The sequence below is a fragment of the Planococcus sp. 107-1 genome (assembly GCF_021513255.1).
Taxonomy (GTDB): domain Bacteria; phylum Bacillota; class Bacilli; order Bacillales_A; family Planococcaceae; genus Planococcus.
On the sequence record NZ_CP090977.1, the window covers coordinates 487,786 to 503,618 of the forward strand.

General features: G+C 42.2%; 17 protein-coding genes and 1 pseudogene. 14 read left to right on the plus strand and 4 right to left on the minus strand.

From position 1 onward, the window contains the following. The first annotated feature begins 137 nt into the window (after positions 1–137). The 4 genes from tsaE to tsaD are packed head-to-tail and all read left to right on the plus strand — an operon-like array spanning position 138 to position 2,746. Positions 138–590: a tRNA (adenosine(37)-N6)-threonylcarbamoyltransferase complex ATPase subunit type 1 TsaE gene (gene tsaE / locus L0M13_RS02775; RefSeq protein ID WP_235198194.1), complete on the plus strand. Its 453-nt coding sequence runs from the start codon at positions 138–140 to the stop codon at positions 588–590. Further along, positions 587–1,282 (plus strand): tRNA (adenosine(37)-N6)-threonylcarbamoyltransferase complex dimerization subunit type 1 TsaB, encoded by a 696-nt coding sequence (gene tsaB / locus L0M13_RS02780; RefSeq protein WP_235198195.1) that lies wholly within the window; start codon positions 587–589, stop codon positions 1,280–1,282. Before tsaE ends, tsaB begins: the two co-directional genes overlap by 4 nt. Next, positions 1,279–1,734, plus strand: a complete 456-nt coding sequence (gene rimI / locus L0M13_RS02785) for a ribosomal protein S18-alanine N-acetyltransferase (protein WP_235198196.1) — start codon at positions 1,279–1,281, stop codon at positions 1,732–1,734. The genes tsaB and rimI overlap by 4 nt, the downstream gene beginning before the upstream one ends. Then, positions 1,727–2,746, plus strand: coding sequence for a tRNA (adenosine(37)-N6)-threonylcarbamoyltransferase complex transferase subunit TsaD (gene tsaD / locus L0M13_RS02790; RefSeq protein ID WP_235198197.1), 1,020 nt, complete (start codon positions 1,727–1,729; stop codon positions 2,744–2,746). The genes rimI and tsaD overlap by 8 nt, the downstream gene beginning before the upstream one ends. Positions 2,747–3,103: 357 nt before the next feature. Here tsaD and L0M13_RS02795 read toward each other — a convergent pair. Next, a pseudogene (locus L0M13_RS02795) lies at positions 3,104–5,043 on the minus strand (ABC-F family ATP-binding cassette domain-containing protein). Between the two features lie 128 nt (positions 5,044–5,171). Between L0M13_RS02795 and L0M13_RS02800 the strand changes: the two are divergent. The 3 genes from L0M13_RS02800 (at position 5,172) to tatC (ending at position 6,869) form a co-directional block, all read left to right on the plus strand. After that, positions 5,172–5,804: a redox-sensing transcriptional repressor Rex gene (locus L0M13_RS02800; protein WP_235198198.1), complete on the plus strand. Its 633-nt coding sequence runs from the start codon at positions 5,172–5,174 to the stop codon at positions 5,802–5,804. Between the two features lie 90 nt (positions 5,805–5,894). After that, on the plus strand, positions 5,895–6,089 hold the full coding sequence (gene tatA / locus L0M13_RS02805; RefSeq protein WP_235198199.1) for a twin-arginine translocase TatA/TatE family subunit: 195 nt from the start codon (positions 5,895–5,897) through the stop codon (positions 6,087–6,089). A 12-nt stretch (positions 6,090–6,101) separates the two neighbouring features. After that, positions 6,102–6,869, plus strand: coding sequence for a twin-arginine translocase subunit TatC (gene tatC / locus L0M13_RS02810; protein WP_235198200.1), 768 nt, complete (start codon positions 6,102–6,104; stop codon positions 6,867–6,869). Between the two features lie 100 nt (positions 6,870–6,969). Here tatC and L0M13_RS02815 read toward each other — a convergent pair whose 3' ends face one another. After that, the gene (locus L0M13_RS02815) at positions 6,970–7,767 is read right to left on the minus strand and encodes a CPBP family intramembrane glutamic endopeptidase (RefSeq protein ID WP_235198201.1); all 798 of its coding nucleotides are present in this window, start codon (positions 7,765–7,767) and stop codon (positions 6,970–6,972) included. A gap of 194 nt (positions 7,768–7,961) precedes the next feature. On the opposite strand from L0M13_RS02815, the gene groES reads away from it, so the two are divergent. After that, positions 7,962–8,246 (plus strand): co-chaperone GroES, encoded by a 285-nt coding sequence (gene groES, locus L0M13_RS02820; RefSeq protein WP_052653086.1) that lies wholly within the window; start codon positions 7,962–7,964, stop codon positions 8,244–8,246. Between the two features lie 35 nt (positions 8,247–8,281). Beyond that, on the plus strand, positions 8,282–9,913 hold the full coding sequence (groL, locus tag L0M13_RS02825) for a chaperonin GroEL (protein ID WP_235198202.1): 1,632 nt from the start codon (positions 8,282–8,284) through the stop codon (positions 9,911–9,913). A 93-nt stretch (positions 9,914–10,006) separates the two neighbouring features. Here groL and L0M13_RS02830 read toward each other — a convergent pair whose 3' ends face one another. Both L0M13_RS02830 and L0M13_RS02835 read right to left on the minus strand, forming a co-directional pair. Continuing rightward, positions 10,007–11,176 (minus strand): site-specific integrase, encoded by a 1,170-nt coding sequence (locus L0M13_RS02830; protein WP_235198203.1) that lies wholly within the window; start codon positions 11,174–11,176, stop codon positions 10,007–10,009. After that, positions 11,177–11,800, minus strand: a complete 624-nt coding sequence (locus L0M13_RS02835) for a helix-turn-helix domain-containing protein (RefSeq protein WP_235198204.1) — start codon at positions 11,798–11,800, stop codon at positions 11,177–11,179. It abuts the gene before it with no gap. Positions 11,801–11,986: 186 nt separating this feature from the next. On the opposite strand from L0M13_RS02835, the gene L0M13_RS02840 reads away from it, so the two are divergent. The 5 genes from L0M13_RS02840 (at position 11,987) to L0M13_RS02855 (ending at position 15,742) form a co-directional block, all read left to right on the plus strand. Further along, positions 11,987–12,211, plus strand: a complete 225-nt coding sequence (locus L0M13_RS02840) for a helix-turn-helix transcriptional regulator (protein ID WP_235198205.1) — start codon at positions 11,987–11,989, stop codon at positions 12,209–12,211. 16 nt (positions 12,212–12,227) lie between these two features. Beyond that, positions 12,228–12,533, plus strand: a complete 306-nt coding sequence (locus tag L0M13_RS02845) for a helix-turn-helix domain-containing protein (protein WP_235198206.1) — start codon at positions 12,228–12,230, stop codon at positions 12,531–12,533. A gap of 3 nt (positions 12,534–12,536) precedes the next feature. After that, a complete protein-coding gene (locus tag L0M13_RS18300; protein ID WP_260107722.1) occupies positions 12,537–12,662 on the plus strand; it encodes a hypothetical protein in 126 nt (41 codons plus the stop codon). 21 nt (positions 12,663–12,683) lie between these two features. Then, a complete protein-coding gene (locus tag L0M13_RS02850; protein WP_235198207.1) occupies positions 12,684–13,172 on the plus strand; it encodes a helix-turn-helix domain-containing protein in 489 nt (162 codons plus the stop codon). A gap of 86 nt (positions 13,173–13,258) precedes the next feature. Next, entirely contained in the window at positions 13,259–15,742 is a 2,484-nt protein-coding gene (locus L0M13_RS02855; RefSeq protein ID WP_235198208.1) for a DUF927 domain-containing protein, read from the plus strand. Positions 15,743–15,833: the final 91 nt, after the last annotated feature.

Sequence of the window (15,833 nt, forward strand, 5' to 3'; positions counted from 1 at the left end):
TAATCTTTCAAGTAAGCACAGCGATCTCGCTGTGCTTATTTTTTTATGTCAGAAATCATTTGCAGGAAGATTATATTTTGATTTACTGCACCATCTTCGCTAAACTATGGTAAGACTTAATCGAGGTGACAGAAAGAATGATTTATACATTAGAAGTGGGATCATCCAACGAAACGGAAGCTTTCGCTGAAAAACTAGCTCTGCATTTAAACCCTCAAGATGTTTTGACGCTTGAAGGCGACTTAGGTGCGGGGAAAACTACATTTACTAAAGGCATTGCTAGGGGACTGGGCATCAAACGGATGGTCAACAGTCCTACCTTCACGATATTAAAACAATATGAGGGCAGCCTGGATTTAAATCACTTCGATGTTTATCGTTTAGAAGACAGTGACGAAGACATCGGTTTTGATGAATTGTTTGAAAGTGAAGCAGTGTCGGTCATCGAATGGGCTCAGTTCATCGAAGAGTATCTTCCAGCGGAGCGTCTGGAAATAACACTTACCCGTCTATCAGATGAAGGGCGCAAGATTGAAATGAAACCAATTGGAACACGGTATGAATTACTGTGCAAGGAGCTAAATATATGATTTATCTAGGAATCGATACTTCAAATTCTCCATTAACTGTTGCTTTAATGAAGGACGAAAATGTTTTAATAGAAGAAACAACTAATTTAAAAATTAATCATTCTTTAACTGCAATGCCTGCCGTTGAAGAAATGATGAAAAAAGCAAAAATTTCTCCTGCTGATTTGACGCATATCGCTGCGGCTAGCGGACCTGGTTCTTACACTGGAGTCCGTATTGGGTTGACGATTGCTAAGACTTTAGCATGGTCGTTGAAGATTCCGCTTCATACAGTATCCAGTTTGAAAGTATTGGCTGCAAATGGCCGATACTTTGATGGGCTAGTCTGTCCCATCATGGATGCACGGAGGGGGACTGTTTTTACAGGTCTTTATGACGGCTCTGATTTATCAACGGTGATTGAAGATCAGCATAGTGATTTAAACGAATTTTTAGTAAGAGTAAAAGAACAGAAACAATCTGTATTGTTTACGGGAATAGATGTTGCTATTCATGAAGAAGCCATTCGTGAGGCTTTGGGGGAAGCGGCCTTTTTCAGTGGGCCACAAGACCGTCTTCCGCGCGCTTCTAATTTGATCTTCTTAGCAAAAGAAGAGGAGTCGCAAGATATCCATCATGCAGTTCCAGAGTATCAGCGAATTACGGAAGCAGAAGCCAATTATCTTAAAAGCCAAGAAGGTAAGAATCTATGAGTTCAGAAGTCACTATTCGAAAAATGACAATCGAAGATGTAGAACAGGTCTTTGAAATTGAAAAATTATCTTTTACTTTGCCTTGGACGAAAGATTCTTTTTACTACGAAATGACTACTAATGAAAATGCTTATTACGTGGTGGCTGAAACCGAACAAGGAGTAGTCGGCTATTGCGGAATGTGGCTTGTTTTAGACGAAGCGCATGTAACCAACATCGCCATTCTGCCAGATGAGAGAGGCAAGAAATTAGGTGAGCGTCTAATGAGAGCTGCAATGGATACGGCTAAGGGTCAAGGGGCAGTCCTAATGACATTAGAAGCACGTGTCAGCAATGAACCGGCTCTGAATTTGTACCGAAAGTTAGGATTTAAAAATGGTGGCATACGAAAACGGTATTATACCGATAATTTCGAAGATGCCATAGTGATGTGGGTGAATTTTAATGAATGAAGATATTTATGTATTGGGGATTGAAACCAGTTGTGATGAAACTGCCGCTTCCGTTGTGAAAAACGGAACAGAAATCATTTCCAATGTAGTGGCGTCCCAAATAGAAAGCCATAAACGTTTTGGAGGCGTAGTGCCGGAAATCGCTTCTAGGCATCATGTTGAACAAATTACGATTGTTATTGAAGAAGCACTGGCACAAGCTAATATGGAGCCTAAACAATTAAGTGCAGTCGCTGTTACAGAAGGGCCTGGACTAGTCGGAGCTTTATTGGTCGGAGTAAATGCAGCAAAAGCATTTGCTTTTGCCCACCAATTGCCTATAGTCGGTGTTCATCATATTGCAGGGCATATCTATGCTAACCGCCTTGAACAGGAAATGGAGTTTCCATTGCTGGCATTAGTGATTTCAGGCGGCCATACAGAATTGGTCTACATGAAAGAGCATGGAGATTTTGAAGTGATCGGTGAAACACGGGACGACGCAGCAGGGGAAGCTTATGATAAGGTAGCAAGAACCTTGAATCTCCCTTATCCTGGAGGTCCACATATTGACCGGTTGGCTCATGAAAGTGATGGAGCTGTTGAATTTCCGCGGGTTTGGCTGGAGGAAGGCTCATATGATTTCAGTTTTAGCGGATTGAAGTCCTCTGTCCTGAATTATATGCATAATGCGGCCCAACGCGGTGAAACAGTACCGCCGGAGCACGTAGCTGCTGGATTCCAAAACAGCGTAGTGGAAGTGGTCACGGCGAAGACACTCCGTGCTGCGACACAATATAAAGTAAAACAAGTGATAGCGGCCGGGGGCGTTGCTGCCAATAAAGGATTAAGAACGTCTTTGACTGGTACTTTTAAGGAAAAAGGCATCCCTTTCTATATTCCTACTTTGAAACTATGCACAGATAATGCAGCTATGATCGCCGCTGCAGGGACCGTGATGTTTGAAAAAGGGCATCGCGGAACTATGGCGATGAACGGCCGGCCAGGAATGGCCATGACATCCTGGAACTAAAAAGCTCAGCATTCCTGATAATCCATCAGGGAAAGCTGAGCTTTTTCCTTTAAATTCTGACTTTATTTAGATTACAGAAATAAATTTTGTCAATAGAGAACATTTGTACTTATGCACAAAATGTGTATAACATGTTCATAACTATCTGAAAAATAGGGGATTACCCAGATATTGTGTACTTAAAAGGGGAAAACTATGTGTATAACATTTTCTTTGCCTGTGGGTAATGTGCATAAACCTGTTGATAGTTGATTTTATCGCTTTTGGATTGTGAACAACTTTGTGGAAATAAATATTTCGCTAAAAGGTATTGACCTATATCTAGTGAATAGAAAAACCGTATACAAAAGTATACGGTCAAGAGTGGACGTTTTCAATCTTTTCTTGTATTTCCAGCCATAAAGCCATTTTCTCTTCATGGGCTTCTTTGAGCTTTTCTAATTCGGTTTGAAGCGGCAATACCCGTTCGTGATCTTGGAAAACTTCGGGAAGGCATAGCTGCTCCTCGATTTCCGTGATTTGAAGGTCCAATTGTTCCATTTCCGATTCGGTTTCTTCGGACTGGCGCATCAATTGGCGCTCCAATTTTTTTGCTTCTTTGTTTATCTGCGAAGTAGTGGGGACCGCAGAAGCTTGAGTGGCTGTCTTCGATTCCTCTTCTTCCAACGCTTTTAGTTCTTCAAGTTCGAGCTTTTTCTCCAGGTAGTAATCGTAGTTTCCTAGGTACTCAGTCGTTCCGTCGCGGGTCAGTTCGATGACTTTGGTCGAAATCCGGTTCATGAAATACCGGTCATGGGAAACGAATAAAATCGTACCTGGATAGTCAAGAAGGGCATTTTCCAATACTTCCTTGCTGTCGAGATCCAAATGGTTGGTGGGCTCATCCAACAACAGGACATTGGCTTTTTGCATCATCAATTTTGCCAAAGCGACACGGGCTTTTTCGCCACCGGAAAGTGTCGAGATCGGTTTAAGCACGTCATCACCAGAAAAAAGGAAGCGGCCGAGAATGCCTCGGATGTCTTTCTCATTCACATGCGGATAATCGTCCCACAGCTCATTCAAAAGGAGCTTATTGCCTTTAAGATTGGCCTGTTCCTGGTCATAGTAGCCAAATTGGATGCCCGTGCCGTAATGGATTTCACCGGCAAGCGGCTCAAGTTCTTTCATGATCGTCTTCAATAGTGTGGATTTCCCGACACCGTTCGGACCGACTAAAGCCAAGCTTTCCTGACGATAGAGTTTCCACGAGATATTTTCGGACACTGGCTCATTTCCATAACCGATTGCAAGCGAACGGACATTCAAGACATCATTGCCGCTTTGCTTTTCTATGCTGAAACCGAAGCGCGCTGATTTTTCATCTCCATCCGGAGCGTCCATCCAATCGGTCTTTTCCAAAATCCTTCTTCGGCTTTGGGCCATTTTAGTGGTCGAAGCACGTACGAGATTGCGCTGGACATAATCTTCGAGCTTTGCTTTCTCGCTTTGCTGTTTTTCAAATTGCTTTAAGTCGTGTTCGTATTGCTTCGCCTTTTCATCCAAGTAGCGGCTGTAGTTTCCAGTATACTTCTTCACGCGATGGCGAGACACTTCATAGACAAGCGTCACGACTTGGTCAAGAAAATACCGGTCATGGGAAACAATCAATAACGCGCCTGGATAATTCTTTAAATAATTCTCAAGCCAGCTGAGGGTTTCGATGTCCAAGTGGTTGGTAGGCTCATCGAGGATCAGCAATTGAGGTTTGCTTAAGAGAAGCTTTGCCAGCATCAATCGGGTCTTCTGGCCGCCAGACAGCGAAACGATTTTCTTGTGGTAATCTTCCGAGTAGAATTTCATGCCATGCAGGATGGTCCGTGTGTCAGCTTCATACTGATAGCCGCCAGCTTCTTTAAAATCATGCTGCAGCGTATCATACTCTTGCATGACTTTTTCGTATCTTGCCGGTTCATCGTAGACGGCTGGATCTGCCATCTGGGCTTCAAGCATGCGGAGTTTGGCTTCTTGTTCACGGAAATGTGTGAAAATCGTCATCATTTCTTCCCAAATGGTCGCATCGGTTTCAAGGTCCGTCTGCTGCTCCAGGTAGCCGATGGTCAGATCTTTCGGCATGATGATATCTCCGCTATCGTATGACATTTCACCGGATATGATTTTCAATAAAGTCGATTTGCCGCGCCGTTGCGGCCCACTAATGCAACACGGTCGCGGTGTTGAACTTCCAATTTGACGCCGGAAAGAATTTCATCTGCTCCGAACGATTTATGGACTTGATTAACTTGTAATACTATCATGTGGGTCACCTCTATTCTCTCTTAGTGTAGCCTACAGAAGGACGCTTCGCAATCAAGCCAGCTTTACATATGAGCCCGCCTCATGTAAGATAATATCGATTTGATACGACCTCAGGAGGTAAGCTTGCATGTTGCATGAACCATCAAAAATTCCGCAAGCCACAACGAAAAGGCTGCCATTGTATTACCGGTTTCTCCAAAACTTTGCCAATGCTGGCCAGAAGCGCATTTCGTCACAGGAATTGAGTGAAGCGATGAAAATCGATTCAGCCACCATCCGCAGGGATTTTTCGCATCTCGGGGCATTCGGGAAAAAAGGATATGGCTATGACGTCCAGGATCTATTGATCTTTTTCCGCAAAACGCTTGATCAGGATGAGGCGACCAACGTTGCATTGGTCGGTGTCGGCAACCTTGGCAGTGCATTTTTAAAATATAACTTTCAACGCAACCATAATACGAAAATCGTCTTGGCATTCGACTCGAATAGCCCGGTAGAAGGGGAGAAGATCAGCGACATCGATACGTACCACCCAGACCGGATTGAAGAAAAGATTGAGGAATACGGCATCGAGTTGGTGATTTTGACCGTCCCTTCCCGCTCAGCACAGGAAGTGACAGACAGGCTCGCAAAAACGAAGATTAAAGGCATCTTGAACTTCACGCCGGTACGGATTGCCGTGCCAAGCCATATCCGAGTCCAGACAATTGATCTCTCTGTTGAACTGCAGACGCTGATTTACCAGATTAAGCAACAATGACTTAAAAACTTCACATTTACCCAACCTTTCGAAATAGCCAAAGAGGGTTGAATCATGTAAAATGAAACCATAATACAGGAGGTGTCTAATATGGCTCCAGGTCCAGTTAGTTTAATCATTATTGCTATTGTGGCATTAATCATTTTTGGCCCGAAAAAGTTGCCGGAATTCGGTAAAGCTTTCGGTTCTTCATTGCGTGAGTTTAAAAACGCAACTAAAGGTTTGACAGATGACGACGATGCAGCAGACGTGAAGAAGAAAGAAGAGCAAAAGGAAATACGATAGGATGTTTGTCTGATGAATCAAAAAGACATGACTTTAGTTGAACATATAGGCGAACTGAGAAAACGGCTGACCATCATCGCCGTTTTCTTTGTGTTAGCGCTCGTTGGCAGTTTTTTCTTGACCGAACCGCTGATCCAGTATCTGCAGTTCACCGAAGAAGCAAAAAATTTAACGCTGAATGCTTTTAAGATAACCGATCCCATTAAGATCTATATGCAAGTCATGATGGTATTGGCGCTCGTCATCATTTCACCAATCATCATGTACCAGTTCTGGGCCTTTATCAGTCCGGGCTTGCATGATACGGAACGGAAAGTCACATTAAGCTATATTCCATTTTCCGTACTGCTGTTTTTGGGCGGAATTGCTTTTTCTTATTTCATCTTGTTCCCTTATGTCATCGGGTTTATGCTCAACATATCCGATAACCTGGATATCCAAGATACGATCGGGATCAATGAATACTTCCAGTTCCTGTTCCAGATTACGCTGCCTTTTGGCATCGTCTTCCAGCTGCCGGTGCTGATGCTGTTCTTGACCCGTCTCGGAGTCATCACACCGATGTTGATGAGCAAATACCGGAAATACGCATATTTTGGGTTGATTACGCTGGCTGCTTTTATCACGCCGCCGGATATCATTTCCCATATGATGGTGACGGTTCCGTTGTTGCTGCTGTACGAATTCAGCATCATCATCGCCAAAATCGGCTACCGCAAGTTCTTGAAAGCGGAACAGAATTTAATCATCGAAGAACAAAAACAAGGCCTTCACGAATAAATCGTGAAGGCTTTTTTGTTTATTCATTATGTCCAGCTCCGGTGCCCAGCCTCTCGAGGTCTTAAGCTTGTCGAGGCTAAACGGGCGCCTCTGCTTTTCTTTATGGCTGGAGGCCTTCCAAGTACTTGGTAAAGGCTTCGATTTTGTCCATGTTCAACTGAATGAGCATGACGAAAGCGTTAAGCAGGATATGCGCGATGATCGGTGTAATGATGCGCTTTGTTTTCTGGTAGATGAATGCGAGCACAAGGCCTGTCGAGAAGTAAACGAGCAGGTGGCTGAATTCAAGGTGGACCAGTGCAAACATGAGCGCGCTGATCGCGGTCGCGATAAAGAAATTGGTCGTTTGGTTTAAGGAACCGAAGACGACGCGGCGAAAAACGAGTTCTTCCATGACCGGTCCGAAAAAGACAATTGCTAAGATTGTTAGCGGCACGACTTCGGCGACACTGACGAGCGACATCGTATTTTCAGATCCCGGTTCGATGCCGAGAACTTTCATTTCAATCAGCGAAGCGATGATCTGTCCGAAATAGACCAGGAAAAAGCCCAAGACGCCCCAGCCGATCGAGGCCCAGAGTCCGGCTTTTTTGCCGTTCCAAATATTGAAGAAGTTTTTATCGCGCAAAACGAAAATCATCATGATGATAAATCCGATGGCCATGCTCGACACGATGAGCCAGCCGGAAGTGGTGGCTTCTGCAGTATCGGGATCTAGGCCTTGGCCGAGGAAATAATTATAAGTGGGCACTACGGCTAGAGCGGGTGCTAACTGGATCACGATAAAGGTCAATAAAATATAGAGAGGAGTCTTCGGCATTTTGCGGCCGTATTTTTTCTTCGCGGGTTTCTTTGAAGAAGTGTCTCCATTCTTTTTTTGCAGGGAAGTTGATTTCATAGAGGCAATTCCTTTCGTCTTTGAATTCTTCTTTCATTGTAGTGGTTTCAAAACATTACCGCAAAGAATAAAAAACACGGAAGGTTTTGACTTGCAAATCACAATGGATTTTATTAAACTGAGAAGTGGGTTAGCACTCGTAGGTTGAGAGTGCTAATCGAGAACATTTAGATAATTCGAGGAGGGTGTTTCATTTGTTAAGACCATTAGGAGATCGCGTAATTATTGAGCTTTTAGAAGCGGAAGAAAAAACTTCAAGCGGGATTGTACTGCCAGGTTCAGCGCAGGAAAAACCGCAGGAAGGCAAAGTGATCGCTGTAGGTAATGGAGTCATCCGCGACAATGGACAGCGCACTGAACTGGAAGTCAAAGAAGGCGACCGGATCATCTTCTCTAAATACGCAGGTACTGAACTTAAATATGAAGGCAACGAATACTTGATCTTGCGCGAAAACGATATTTTAGCAATTTTAGGCTAATACATTTCAATAGACATTGAGGAGGAAGACTAAACATGGCAAAAGATATTAAATTCAGCGAAGATGCACGCAGCTTGATGCTGAAAGGTGTAGATAAATTAGCAGATGCAGTTAAAGTGACATTGGGGCCAAAAGGGCGCAACGTCGTTTTAGACAAGAAATTCGGTTCTCCGCTCATTACAAATGATGGGGTAACCATCGCAAAAGAAATCGAACTTGAAAATGCTTTTGAAAACATGGGAGCGAGACTTGTTGCGGAAGTGGCTTCTAAAACAAATGATATCGCTGGCGACGGTACGACAACTGCAACGGTTCTGGCTCAAGCGATGATCCGTGAAGGCTTGAAGAACGTTACAGCTGGTGCGAACCCTGTCGGCATCCGCCGCGGAATTGAAATGGCTGTGGAAAACGCAGTCAATGAACTAAAAGCGATTTCGAAGCCAATCGAAGGCAAAGAATCGATTGCACAAGTTGCAGCGATTTCATCCGGCGACGAAGAAGTCGGCAAATTGATCGCTGAAGCGATGGAACGCGTTGGCAACGACGGCGTTATCACATTGGAAGAATCACGCGGCTTCACAACGGAACTTGATGTTGTGGAAGGGATGCAATTCGACCGCGGTTACCAGTCTCCATACATGGTGACGGATTCAGATAAAATGGAAGCGGTTCTTGATAACCCGTTCATTCTTGTAACGGACAAGAAAATCGGCAATATCCAGGAAATCCTTCCTGTCTTAGAGCAAGTAGTTCAACAAAGCAAACCATTGTTGATCGTAGCAGAAGACGTTGAAGGCGAAGCGCTTGCTACATTAGTCGTCAACAAATTGCGCGGAACATTCAACGCAGTAGCTGTTAAAGCTCCAGGATTCGGCGATCGCCGCAAAGCGATGCTTGAAGATATCGCGGCACTAACGGGCGCTGAAGTGATCACAGAAGATCTTGGCCTTGAGCTGAAATCAACGAACATCACACAGCTTGGACGCGCTTCAAAAGTGGTGGTGTCGAAAGAAAACACAACAATCGTTGAAGGCGCTGGCGACCAAGAGAAAATCGTTGCCCGCGTAACGCAGATCCGCAATCAGCTGGAAGAAACTTCATCTGAATTCGACAAAGAGAAATTGCAGGAACGTTTGGCGAAACTTGCTGGCGGTGTTGCAGTCATCAAAGTCGGAGCGGCTACTGAAACAGAGTTGAAAGAACGCAAACTTCGCATCGAAGACGCCTTGAACTCAACTCGTGCAGCAGTAGAAGAAGGAATCGTTGCAGGTGGGGGTACGGCGTTAGTGAACGTCTACAACCGCGTAGCAGAGCTTCTTGAAACTCAAGAAGGCGACGTAGCAACAGGCGTCAACATCGTGCTTCGCGCACTTGAAGAGCCGGTTCGCCAAATCGCGACAAATGCTGGCCTTGAAGGATCAATCATCGTTCACCGCCTGAAAACAGAAGAAGTCGGAGTCGGCTACAACGCGGCAAACGGCGAATGGGTGAACATGGTTGAACAAGGAATCGTTGACCCAACAAAAGTAACGCGTTCAGCACTTCAAAACGCAGCTTCTGTTGCAGCAATGTTCTTGACAACTGAAGCAGTCGTAGCAGACATCCCGGAACCAGCAGCACCAATGGGCGGAATGCCTGATATGGGCGGCATGGGCGGCATGATGTAAAAAGAACTCCCGAACCTTGGTAATACAGGGTTTCGGGAGTTTTCTTTTTGTGTTGGGCAATAATTGGGCAATAATGAATTTCAAAAAAATATTTTATTGGAGTTTTTCGCTCAAAGCAGAGAGGTGACTGCTGAACAATTGTGTTGCCTGGCTCTTGGTATTTTTCGTCATGTGAGTGTAAATATTCATGGTGGTGGTTATATCCGTATGGCCAACTCTACGTTGAATCTCTCCGATTGGAACGTTAGCTTCTATTAGAAGAGAGATATTGGTGTGCCGGAAACTATGGGGCGTTATATGCTTATCTGTTTCCATCATTTTAAGTAAACGTTGTAAGCGGATAGAAACTTTCTTGACTGTCGGTGGGTATCCTTGTTCATCGGCAAAAATGAAGCCATGGTCTTTATAGATTTTCCGATTTTTCATTTTCACTTCTTTATGCTGCTTAATGTGTTCTTTTAACAAACTGATAACGAATGGATCCAGTTCAAATTTTCTTACAGAGCCTTTAGTTTTAGGCGTAAGAAGTTTGAACTCTTTTTTATTATTGGTGGGATTGTAATAAGTCTTAGTTACATTCACTTCATTTGTATTCATATCGATATCCGATTCTTTCAATGAGATTAATTCGCCGATACGCAATCCGGAATAAGCTAACGTAGTAAACAAAACTAGATCACCTAGTAATCCGTGTTCTTTCGCTAACAATAGAAACCTCATTAATTCCTCGCGATCTAAGAAACTTTCCATTTCCACAATCTCTTCATTTACTTCATCCTTAACCATTCTCGGTTTTTCGAAATGTTCAGTAGGATTGAACTTAATCATTTTCAATTTCATTGCGTGATTGAAGATCATACGGCCAGTGCTATGGATGCTGTCCAGATAGTTTTCGCTGAATTGAAGGCTTAAATCATCCAGTCTTTGCTGATACATGGCCATTGTGATACTGCTTAAAGGATAATGCTCCCACTCGTCCAAGAGTCGTTTTGCTGCAATACGGCGAGCCCGGACGCTGCTGATCTTCGCACGCTTTTCATAATGAGAGAGCCATTGAGGGACGAACTCCCCAAATGTGGTCTTTGATTCCTTGACGTATGTTCCTTGCTTTAATTCCTCTTCAATTCTTCTCGCTTCATTCTTGGCAGCTGTCTTTGTTCTAAACCCAGACTTCCTGATTTTCGTGTATTTCTTCGTTACTGGATCTTTGCCAGCGCTGATGATGTATTCCCAGGAGCCGTTCTTTTCTCGGAAATGGGCCATTTACTCACCTTCTTTATCTAATAATGTATAGCGTTCCATAGTAACAGTGCTCATCCCTTCAATTTCATTACCATAAAAGAAATCATGTCCCCAAACCATTAAGAAATCATCTAATAAGTAATACATATAAGATTCAGCGTGAGGAATTAAATTTAGTTCATATAATTTGTAATCAAAAATAGGTGAAACTCCACTAGTAAAATGAATCATTTCTTTTTTTTCGTCTATTCCATAAATAACTTCTACTGGAAAAGTGAAGTCATAAGTATTCCCTTCGTATCTAAGCTTGCATGAAATATTTAATGAAGTTTGGATACTTGAGACGAAGTTATATCCACTACCTTCTTCATCTGTTATATAAGTATCTTCTTCCATAGTTACATCCGGATTCTTAGTTAAAACTTCAAATTCAGGATCAATTTCTATATAAGTAAGCAAGTCCCCCGGCTGACATTTAAGTAATTCACATAGTTCGAGTAATGTTCCGTATTGTATCCCCGAACCGAGATTATTATACAGATTAGATATAGTAGTTCGCGATAAAGAAGTTCGATCTTTTACCTTTTGAATATTCAGTCCTCGTTCAGCCATTAAAACCCTCAAATTACAATGAATTAAGCCCATTATGACACCTCCAAGTGTTTAATAATTTTCTTTAATAGTATCATAACTAATCATTTTAACCAATAGACTAATCAAAATAACTTGACAACCAATCAACAAATCGATATGATTAGCTCAAACATCTAAATAACCAGCTTATTGGTTATAAAAGAGTTTGAATTGGTTATTTTGAAAGGAGGTCTACCAATGATTGTATTAAAAAGTCTTCAAATTTTTAATCAAAGTGTCTCGAAGAAAGGCTTTACTAAACGGTCTTTTGCCCGACATTGTGGTTTATCAGAATCTACTTATATTCAAATATCAAACGGAAAACAATCACCGAGACCAGATACAGCTAAGAAAATTTGTAACGGCTTGGGGCTAGACTTTGACGATATTTTTGATATAAGAGATAAGCCAGATTTTAAATAAGGTAGGTGATGTTTAAATGATTCAAGTTCAAATTGATGAAGCGGAATTGAAAACCATGTATTTGGCCAAACTAGAAGAGAGAATGAAGGAAATTGAAGGAGAGGTTTTCTTTATGTCTAGCAAGGAGCTTTGTCGTTATGTCGGAATGTCATGGACAAACGTTGTAACTCATTTACTAAGCGATCCGGAGTATCCAGCATGCCGTCTGGGAAATAAATGGCTATTTCCTCGAAAAGAAGTATCCGAATACATGCAGAAATATTATGAAGCAGTTCGGAATGATACCGGAGACATAAAAACATTTAAACGGATGGGAAGTTGAAGCATGAAACGCTTAAATACTTATTTCTTCGGAAACGAATCAATTAGTTTAGAAGATGCTGCTTATACGTACGGAGTAATCGGCACAACAGTGGCCATCGCATTATACACAATCTTTTCTATCTATTAAAAAATAAGGGAGCGAATCAACATGACTAACAAAACGTTGACAGTAAACAAAGCTACAGAAGCAAACTTGGTATTTGGTCTTGAAATTATGGAAGTGGGGAAAGCATATCACGGCACGTTTGTAGTAACAGGCAAGGAGTATTACGGAGTAGGCTATCAAGCTAAGACTGAAGAAGGACTGCTTTCAGATTTTGAATACTTCAAATCGGGGTTTATGAAGCTACAGGCATTGTTGGACGAGGGGATACAAAAAAATGTTCCGCGTGAAAAATGCATCACATTTAAGGAAGCGCGGATTATGAGCGGGATCCATCCAGCAATTTTGGCTGAACGTCTTGGGATCTCTTTGGATTACTTAAAGCGGTTAGAAGAAGGGGAAGCGAAACAAGGATTAACTTGGAACCAGGCATTTACCCTTTACCAGTCAACTTATGTAAAAGACATGAAAATGGATTTCATTGAATGGGGAACGAAAGAACAAAAAAAGCCTCTTACTTCTGGCGGGAAGTAAAGAAGGCATTTGAATAATAATATCATTTATCAGTATAACGGAAATTCATTCTAAGTCGCAATAGCAAAGGGCGGTGAAAACTACTAATGACAAAAACTTTCGATGCACCGATTATAACAAATTACCTAGAAAAAGTAAATCGGCTTTTGCCGAGTGCAAAAGTAATCAAGTTGAAGGGTTACAGCAACAAAAACCCTAAGCACGACTACTCGATGGCTAAGACTCCAGTAGAAGCATGGCAGGATGCTGAGCCTATGACGGAAACGCAAATCGATAGATGGATTGCTGGAGGCGGATGGATTGGAGCAACTCTTCCGGAGAATCGCTTCATCATTGATGTGGACGATACGGATGATGGCGCATTGCTGAAAGACTTACTGGAAGGTGAAAATGTCAGTCACCACTGTATAAAAACAGTGAGAGGGTGGCAGTTCATTTTCAAAGCGTCAGAGCAACGCACAGCAGCTATTAAACAGGTTTCAAACCACTGGAGCGCTATAGGTATTCGGATTGATACAAAGCCGCCTGGCAAGGGATACGTTGTCTTTCCAAGTATGAACACTGCAGGGCGTGAAATAGCATCAGAGAGCTTAAACGAGCTGGCGGAAGTACCGGATTATCTTCATCCAGTCTGGAATGCCAGTAAAACAAAAGATTATGAATTCCCTCTACCCCTGGATGAAGGAAGTCGCAATAATACGCTTTATGAATTTGCGAGAAGATTACATTCTTGTGGTGTACATGATGATTTAGTAAAAAAATCAACACACTTAATTCATGAATACTTCGTTCCGGATAAAAAGGATTTTAACTCCGATGAAGTCGACACTCTTATTAATTCAGCTTTGAGCTTGGAAGTGGAGAAACGACCTAAACGCGAAACGTTCGAGCTTCACATTAAAGGTGAAGATAGTCAGCAAATTTACATCCCAACTCCTTACTATCGAAATTACTCAGAAATGTATAACAAAGAAACTCTGTTTAAAACAGTTATTAAAATCATTAAGGGTGAAGAGACTGAAGTACCAAAAATGGTTTGCCGTCATTTGCCGGTAGTGACGCGCTCTTATACAAATGTCGAGAAAAGCCAGCTTTATTACGAGGTCCAGTGGACGGATCACAACCGTATTTATAGCGAAACAGTTCCAGCCGGAAGTTTGGCGACTAAGAAAGATTTACTCAAACTTGCAGATATGTCACTAGGTGTGAACGACTTGAATGCAAAGGATCTCATTGATTACTTTGATAAGTTTGTTACTCAAAACGAGATTGACCGGCAATATCTTGTTGAAAGATTAGGTCACGTGAAAAACGGCTTTTTTCATCCTCTAATGGCGGATGGAGTAAAAATCCTGCCTAGCGACATTGGAGAAAAACAAATGCTTGAAGCGTTCGAAGTATCGGGAACTGCAGATGGTTGGATCAATGAAGTATTCGAGAAAATCAAAGATCATCCAAAAGCTATCTTGATGGTTTTAGGAGCATTTACTTCTGTGATTTTAAGTGATTTGAAACTTTCTCCTTTCATCATTGATTTGTCAGGACCAACTAGTAAGGGGAAAACCACTGTACTGAAAGTATCAGCTAGTGTCTGGGGGAACGGGCACTTAGTAAATGAATGGAACACCACTAAGGTGGCAGTCGAACGCAAAGCAGCATTTCTTAATAGTTTCCCACTTATGCTGGACGACACAATGAAAGCAGACGAAAAGCAATTGAAAGCTTTTGTTTATAACTTTAGCGGCGGACGTTCAAAGGGGCGAGGTTCTGTTTCAGGAAGCCAGGAAGAATACTCTTGGAATAACCTACTGTTGTCCACAGGAGAGACCTCATTAACCGATTATGCTATGCAAGCAGGCGGAGCAGCGGCACGAGTTCTACCCATTTCAGGATTGCCGTTCGAAGATGTGGAATATGATTTTTTTAATGAATTGTATGAAGCGATTGAAGAGAATCATGGAGCTATTGGAATTGAATTTTTGAAGCAATGGAAGGATAAAAAAGCAGTGATGCTTCCACTCTACAAAGAATTTAATGCACAGTTTCAAAAACATTCCGCTGGAAATGAAGTATTAGGACGAATCGCCAGGCATTATGCAGCGGTAGTCTTCACGGCAAACTTACTGAATGACTTCTTTCAATTAGAAATCAATTTGAATGAGTTGACTTATCTATTTGATGAAATCGCTAAGGAAAATAAAGCGATTGATAAACCAATGCAATTACTGGAAGCAATCCTATCTGATTTGGATGCTGATAGAGGTTCAATCCATGGAAAAACTTCGACGCAACGGGATACAAAAGCAGTATTTAAAAACAAGACTTTGTATCTTCTGCCGAATTACTTAAAAGGTTTTCTTAAATCAGAGCAAACGAGTATTAGAAATGAATGGCTGAGAAGAGAAATTACAATCGGGCGGAGTGAAAATGGGAAATTTGTCGACTATCAGCAGATCAAACAAGGCGGGAATAAATACCGAGGCATCGCAGTGCAGCCCGAGATAGTTGAAAAACTAGGTTTCGATTTTGAAGAAGATATTCAGCAGTACCAAGGGTACCAAATAGATTGATTTAAATTTCTAATTTGGTACCTCTTAAAATCCAGTTATATCAAGCTTTTAAACATATTAGTACCAAGAGTACCAAGAGTACCAAATAAAA